Source organism: Halorubrum sp. SD612, assembly GCF_002135005.1.
The window spans coordinates 1-4,285 of record NZ_NEWI01000184.1 but is presented as its reverse complement, the minus strand read 5'-3'; the positions used below and the strand labels follow the sequence as shown (position 1 = coordinate 4,285).

General features: G+C 69.0%; 8 protein-coding genes. 5 read left to right on the top strand and 3 right to left on the bottom strand.

All coding sequences use genetic code 11. The features are described from left to right. The coding region (locus B9G38_RS14570) for a DEAD/DEAH box helicase family protein (RefSeq protein WP_158093834.1) at nt 1-358 on the bottom strand (358 nt) is incomplete at its 3' end. Between the two features lie 115 nt (nt 359-473). On the opposite strand from B9G38_RS14570, the gene B9G38_RS17915 reads away from it, so the two are divergent. The 5 genes from B9G38_RS17915 (at nt 474) to hisG (ending at nt 3,562) form a co-directional block, all read left to right on the top strand. After that, the gene (locus tag B9G38_RS17915; RefSeq protein WP_143415488.1) at nt 474-908 is read left to right on the top strand and encodes a hypothetical protein; all 435 of its coding nucleotides are present in this window, start codon (nt 474-476) and stop codon (nt 906-908) included. 147 nt (nt 909-1,055) lie between these two features. Beyond that, entirely contained in the window at nt 1,056-1,463 is a 408-nt protein-coding gene (locus tag B9G38_RS14560) for a hypothetical protein (protein WP_086220851.1), read from the top strand. Between the two features lie 66 nt (nt 1,464-1,529). Continuing rightward, nucleotides 1,530-1,826 (top strand): AbrB/MazE/SpoVT family DNA-binding domain-containing protein, encoded by a 297-nt coding sequence (locus tag B9G38_RS14555; RefSeq protein WP_086220850.1) that lies wholly within the window; start codon nt 1,530-1,532, stop codon nt 1,824-1,826. Next, complete coding sequence (locus B9G38_RS14550) at nt 1,823-2,260, top strand: PIN domain-containing protein (protein WP_086220849.1); 438 nt, start codon at nt 1,823-1,825, stop codon at nt 2,258-2,260. Before B9G38_RS14555 ends, B9G38_RS14550 begins: the two co-directional genes overlap by 4 nt. 411 nt (nt 2,261-2,671) lie before the next feature. Next, nucleotides 2,672-3,562: an ATP phosphoribosyltransferase gene (hisG, locus tag B9G38_RS14545; RefSeq protein ID WP_086220848.1), complete on the top strand. Its 891-nt coding sequence runs from the start codon at nt 2,672-2,674 to the stop codon at nt 3,560-3,562. A 15-nt stretch (nt 3,563-3,577) separates the two neighbouring features. Here the strand turns inward: hisG and B9G38_RS14540 are convergent, their stop codons facing one another. Next, entirely contained in the window at nt 3,578-3,826 is a 249-nt protein-coding gene (locus B9G38_RS14540) for a GIY-YIG nuclease family protein (RefSeq protein WP_086220847.1), read from the bottom strand. Nucleotides 3,827-3,935: 109 nt separating this feature from the next. Next, on the bottom strand, nt 3,936-4,088 hold the full coding sequence (locus tag B9G38_RS18365; RefSeq protein WP_008440770.1) for a hypothetical protein: 153 nt from the start codon (nt 4,086-4,088) through the stop codon (nt 3,936-3,938). Between the last annotated feature and the right edge of the window lie 197 nt (nt 4,089-4,285).

The window sequence follows — 4,285 nt, the reverse complement described above, 5'->3', positions numbered from 1 at the left end:
CCGTCTGCTCGACGTACGCCTCCGGCTGGTAGTAGTCGTAGTAGGAGACGAAGTACTCGACGGCGTTGTCCGGGAACAGCTCGCGGAACTCCTCGTACAGCTGGGCCGCGAGCGTCTTGTTGTGGGCCAAGACGAGGGTCGGCTGGTCGAGCTCCTCCGCGACCCACGAGACGGTGTTCGTCTTCCCGGACCCCGTCACGCCGAGGAGCGTCTGCTTGTCGGCGCCCGACTCGAACCCCTCCACGAGCCCCTCGATGGCCTCGGGCTGGTCGCCCGCGGGCTCGAACGGGGCGTCGACGCGGAGGGAGCGGTCGACGGTCGGGCGGTCCTCCGAGAGGGGGGAGTCGGCGTCGCTCACGATACGCGTCGTTGGGCGGCGAGGCACTTGAGCGGCGCGCTCAGGTGGTCGGTCCGCGGCGGGTTCGTCGCGTTTCGGTAGAAAGCACTTACAGCTCCCGTGCGAACACGAGGTCGTGAAACGAAGGGCCCTCCTCGCTTGTGCGCTGCCCACGGCTATCGCTGGCTGTGCCGGTGACACGCTACTCGGTAGAGACGAGGGAACGGGCGGTGGCGAAAGCGAGTCCGGCGGTGGAAGCAACAGGTCCGACGGCGAGAGCAACGAGACGAGTGGCAGCGGAGACGACGGCGTGGATGCGGGGTACACGATCGGCGTCGAAGCGCCGGTGTCGGACCCAGGCGACAGTGTGGTCTGCGAATTCGAGTCGCTCCCGGACGCGGCACAGGAGGAGTTCGAGGCCGCGATCGAGGGGGTCAACTTCGGAACCGACGACCACGGGTATTACTCGTCGGAGAGCTCCCCGGCGCTGCTGGATACGGACTGTTACAACGCCTACATCGCGTACGAGGACGAGTACTACTGGGTCAGCGTCGACGCCGTGGGCGGGTGAGTTCGCTCGGGGAGGTGCGATCGGCTCGAATCCTCTCTCAGCCGATTCGAAATCGGCGGGGGGTCGAAGCCAACACCCGGCGGAGACAGACGTTTAACAGACTATTCGGGGACAAGAACCATCACAGAGCGGTCGGAACGCTGAATCGTGCCCCTCCAACTCACCCCCCTCGTCGCCGTCGGCGTCCTCTGCTTCCTGCTCGTCTGGATCGCGATCGGCGCGTGGGTCAAATTCGATGCCCACGCCCGCGGAAGCGACCACCCGGGATTCTGGGGCGTCCTCGCCCCGGTCTCGGGGATCGTGTTGGCCTACTACCTGCTGTGGTGGCGCCGCGGGCGCTCCCGCCGGTACCCGCCGTCCCGGTGGGAGCGAGCCACCGCGATCGCCGTCGTCGCCGGTCTCGGCGGGCTAGTGGTCGGGAGCCTCGTCTCGGCACCCGACCCGGCCTCGCAGTTGACCGTCTGGCCGGTCGCGTTCGTCGGCTGTCTCCCCGTCGCGTACTGGGTGGTACGACGGCGATTCGGCGCGAGCGGGAGCGAGTACGCCGGTCGGTGAGCGGGAAGGCACGCTACTCGGTCGGCGGGGGATTTAGTAATACTGGAGCCTCAAGTACAACTAACGATGGCGAGTAGTACGAGTGAACCGACGGTCGTACGCGTCTCGCGGAAGGGCCAGGCCACGATCCCGAAGGGGCTCCGCGAGAAGTTCGGGATCGAGACCCCCGGCGAGGTGTTCGTCTACGAGGACGAGGGACGGATCGTCGTCGAGCCGGTCCCCTCGCCGGACGAACTTCACGGGATCCACGCCGAGGGACACGAGCGCGGTGAGGCGACGGAGCGGCTCCGTGAGCTGCGAGACGAGGAGGAGCGCCGCGAGGCCGAGCGAACCGAGCGGCTTCGGCCGTCAGCGGACGAATGAGTGGCGGCTACGTCTTCGACACCGAGGCGATCGTCGCGTACCTCTACGGTGAACCCGGCCACGAGGCGGTCGCCGGGCTCCTCAACGAGGTGTTCGGCGGCGAGTCACCGGGAGCGCTCGCCGAGACGAACGCCGGCGAGGTGTTCTACCTCGTCGCGCGGTTCGAGGGCGTCGACGACGCGCCGACGGACGCCTCGCTGCGGGCGGCCGACCGCGACCTCCGCGCGCTCGAACGGCGCGGGTTGGCGGTCGAGTCGGCCGACTGGCGGCTGGCGGCCGAGGTGAAGGCCTACGGGGACATCTCGCTCGCTGACGCGTACGCCGTCGCGCTCGCGAGCGAGCGGGACGCGACGCTCGTCGCCGGCGCGGACGACGACTTCGACGACCTCCCCGTCGACGTCGAGGTTCGTCGGTTCCGGGACTACGGGGTGTAGTCGGCAACCGTGATTGTCTCCGACGCCCCAGTCGCTCGCTTATAAATGGCTGCTAGTGGATCGGCGGCGAACACCGCCAAAGCCCCAGCCGCGAGGGCGACGCACACTCGTTGCGCTCCTCGGTCGCTCGTTTCACTCGCTCCCTGTGGTGCTTACGTCGTCTGCGCCGCCCTCGCGACTGCCCCTTTGAGTCCCACCCGACCGCGACCGCAACCGCAGCCTCACGCCTCCCCAACCTCGTCGGTCGCCGTCGCTTCGCTCGGCGACCGACTCCCTCGCGCGGTGCTGTTCGCGCCCTCCGGGCGCTCACAGGCACGCGCCACCGCGTTTATTTATAAGCGATCTCGCGTCGCTGCTCGCCGCCGCTCCCCGGACGAAAACGTTTCCCCCTGTCCCCGCGAGTCGTCGCGTATGCGCATCGCCGTCCCCAACAAGGGCCGCCTACACGAGCCGACGCTCTCGCTGTTGGAGCGCGCCGGGCTCCACGTCGAGGAGACCGCCGACCGCCAGCTGTACGCCGACACCGTCGACGAGGACGTGACGGTGCTGTTCGCGCGGGCGGCCGACATCCCCGAGTACGTCCGCGACGGCGCCGCCGACCTCGGCGTCACCGGCCTCGATCAGGCGGCCGAGTCCGGCGGCGTCGTCGGCTCCGCGAGCGAGGCGACCGAGGGCGACCTCGTGGACCTCCTCGATTTAGGCTACGGCTCCTGTAAGCTCGTCCTCGCGGCGCCGGAGGACGGCGAGGTCGAGGTCGTCGAGGACTTGGCCGGGAAGACGGTCGCCACCGAGTTCCCGAGCGTCACGGAGGCGTACCTCGACCGCGTGGGCGTCGACGCCGACGTGGTCACCGTGACGGGCGCGACGGAGCTCACCCCCCACGTCGACATGGCCGACGCCATCGTCGACATCACGTCGACGGGGACGACGCTGAAGGTGAACCGGCTGGCCGTGATCGACGACGTGCTCGACTCCTCCGTGCGGCTGTTCGCCCGCCCGGACGTCGTCGACGACCCGAAGGTCGAGCAGGTGCTGACCGCCTTCGAGTCCGTGCTGGCGGCGGACGGCCGGCGCTACCTGATGATGAACGCCCCGAAGGCGCGGCTCGACGAGGTGAAGGACGTGATCCCCGGGCTCGGCGGGCCGACCGTGATGGACGTCGAGGCCGACGAGAACGGCAACGGGATGGTGGCGGTCCACGCCGTCGTCGACGAGCGCGACGTGTTCGAGACCATCTCCGAGCTGCGGTCGGTCGGCGCGACCGGCATCCTCGTCACGGAGATCGAACGGCTCGTCGAGTAGCTCCGGGACTGGGCCCTACTCGTCGTCGATCAGCCGCTCCTTCTCGGCGCGCGACAGCGACTTGATCGCGTACTCCCGCGACATCGCCGCCGACTTCGAGTCGAACGACTCGACGTGGCGCAGCGTCACCGGCGTCCGACCGCGGGTGTACTTCGCGCCCTCCCCGGCGTCGTGTTCGGCGACGCGGCGCTCGACGTCGGTCGTGTACCCGGTGTAGAGGGTGCCGTCGGCGCACTCGATCACGTACACGTAGTTGTCGGCCACGGGCGGCCGTCCGAGTCCGAACGCAAAGTGAGTACGGATGTGCCCGAAGCGGGGTCGAGACGGAGCGGCCGCTCTCCGTGCGCTCGGTCTCCGATCGGCGTTTCGCCGGTCAGTCCCCGGTTCGCGTCCGCTCGCGGGACACCTCTGCGATGCCCGCGTTCGCGGAGCACTTCGGGCACGCGTTCAGGTCGCCGCGCTCGTCCGCGAAGACGCGCGCGAAGCGGTCCGAGACGTGCGACCCGCAGTGGTCACAGCGTGGCATGTGATGCCGACGTGCGTCGGCAACTACCATACGGACTCGACGAACTAATACCCTTTCTCGGACCCGTCGACTGCCGGTATTCGCGCCTTCGTGTCGATCCGTCGAACGGGGCGTTCGGCGAGTTCCGATCCGGTCACTCGGTCGGGTCGCGCTCGCCTGACTCGGCGCGCGCCGCGTCGACCGCGCGGGCGATCAGG